2 protein-coding genes are annotated in these 2094 nt (G+C 67.8%); both read left to right on the top strand.

The window, feature by feature from the left end:
• Window positions 1-126 precede the first annotated feature (126 nt).
• A complete protein-coding gene (locus AC5LUJ_RS10720; protein WP_250285427.1) occupies window positions 127-522 on the top strand; it encodes a PPOX class F420-dependent oxidoreductase in 396 nt (131 codons plus the stop codon).
• Between the two features lie 344 nt (window positions 523-866).
• The coding region (gene cysS, locus AC5LUJ_RS10715) for a cysteine--tRNA ligase (RefSeq protein WP_493464863.1) at window positions 867-2094 on the top strand (1228 nt) is incomplete at its 3' end.

The raw sequence follows: 2094 nt of genomic DNA, 5'->3' as shown, positions 1-2094 counted from the left end.
ATATATCCGGGAGTGCCGCGGGCGCGACACGAGCTGTCCGGTTGTCATGCCTGATTGGCATGACAACCGGACAGCCGTCGACCGGATGACAGGGTGGGAAAGCGACAGGAGCGGCAGAGGAGCCTGATGTCGTCATATCTGCCCGAGAAGGTCAAGAAGCTCGCGGATTCCCCGACCTACGTGACGCTTGCGACGATCCGGCCGGACGGGTCTCCGCGCATGACTGTGTTGTGGATTGATCGTGATGGTGATGAGCTTCTGTTGTCCACAATCCGGGGCCGTGCCAAGGAGCGGGATATCGCGCGGGATCCGCGGGTGGGAATCATGTTCCTCGACCAGCGGGATCCCTATGGATACGTGGAGGTCCGGGGGCGGGCCACGCTGTCGGAAGAGGGGGGCCGCGAGCTGATCGACGCCCTCGCGCTGAAGTACACCGGTGACGAGACGTATCGCTGGGACGCGCCCGAAGTGACGCGGATCGTCATCCGCGTCACCGTCGAACGGGTGTTCACCACCGGTTGACGGTGACGGCCCGGTATGTGGCCTGCTGTGCGGCCTGGCATCCCGGCGGCCTGGCGTCCCGCTGCATGGCCTAGCATATCGCCGGGTGCGGTGAAACTCCCAGGGTTCGCCGTTGTGGCTTGTGTTCTTCCGTTGTTACCTACTGTGCATCATGCGGTGCGTTATACCGTGCGCACTACTGTGCATGGCCCGTTCCGCCTACCACGTTCCGGGCCGCGCGCATCCGGCTTCGGCCCTCTACCGGAGTCGGATTTCGTACATGTTGCGGGCTGTTCATGGAACGGAGTCGTGTCTGACACGGGTGGCGAGGGATCCCGCGGGGGGCCGCGCCGTACTCTTGACAGATGGGACTCCACATCTACGACACGCGCACCCGGCGCCTGCGGCTGTTCGAGCCGCTGCGCCCCGGTTACGTGGGCGTGTATGTCTGTGGGCCCACCGTCCAGTCCTCGCCGCACGTCGGGCACATCCGTACCGCCGTCGCCTTCGACCTGCTCCGCCGGTGGCTCGTCACGTCCGGGCTTGAGGTGACCTTCGTACAGAACGTCACCGACATCGACGACAAGATCATAATTAACGCCAGCCGGGCCGGCGAGAGCGTGTGGGAGCTGGCCACCCGTCAGACCCGGGCCTTCGACGACGCCTATCGCGCGGTCGGTGTCCTGCCGCCCACGATCCAGCCGCGGGCCACCGGGCACATCCCGGAGATGCTGGCGCTCATCGGCAGGCTGGTGGACACCGGCTATGCCTACCGCGGCGGCGACTCGGTATGGTTCCGGGTCTCCCGCTTCGCCGGCTATGGCGAGCTGTCCCACCAGCGTCCGGAAGCGGTCCAGGCCTCACCGGAGTGCGATGAGGGCAAGGCCGATCCCCGTGACTTCGCGCTCTGGAAGGGTGTGAAGCCCGGCGAGCCGTTCTGGGAGTCGCCGTGGGGGCGCGGCCGGCCGGGCTGGCACATCGAGTGCTCGGCAATGGCCGGCAAGTACCTCGGGGAGGTCTTCGACATCCACGGGGGCGGCCTCGACCTGATCTTCCCGCACCACGAGAACGAGCGTGCGCAGTCGGCCAGCGCGGCCCACTCCCACGGGGGCGCGCCGCAGATGGCCCGTTACTGGATGCACGTCGGTCTGCTGACCACCGGCGGCACCAAGATGTCGAAGTCGTTGGGCAACTCTTTCCTGGTCAGCGACGCGTTCGAGCAGGTCAGGCCACAGGTGCTGCGTTACCACCTGCTGTCGGCGCACTACCGGTCGTCGCTGGAGTACAGCTCGGAAGGGCTGGCCGAGTCGGCGGCGGCTCACGACCGGATCGAGACGTTCGTCCGTAACGCGCTCGACATCCTGGGCGGGCCGGACGAGGCCGCGGCGCTGGCGGCCGAATGCGCCACGAACCCGCGCCGGGATCCCGTCGGCCAGAGCCAGAGCCAGCTGAAGGGTGACATCCGCCAGAGCGCCCGCCCGGGCGGGTGGGGCGGGACGGTGGCCACCGCTGCCGCACATGCTTTCTCGGCCGGCGACCCGGCCGAGGTGAGCAGCCCGGCACAGGCGTGGGCGGGCCTTGCCGCCGCCCCGC

This window comes from Protofrankia sp. CiP1_Cm_nod3, assembly GCF_982290655.1.
Note: the sequence above shows the minus strand (reverse complement) of the source record. Positions and strands in the feature narration are given on the sequence as shown.

Bases quoted from the DNA above. Each gene is read 5' to 3' on its own strand.
- AC5LUJ_RS10720 (WP_250285427.1), top strand. From the start codon at position 127: ATGTCGTCATATCTGCCCGAGAAGGTCAAGAAGCTCGCGGATTCCCCG.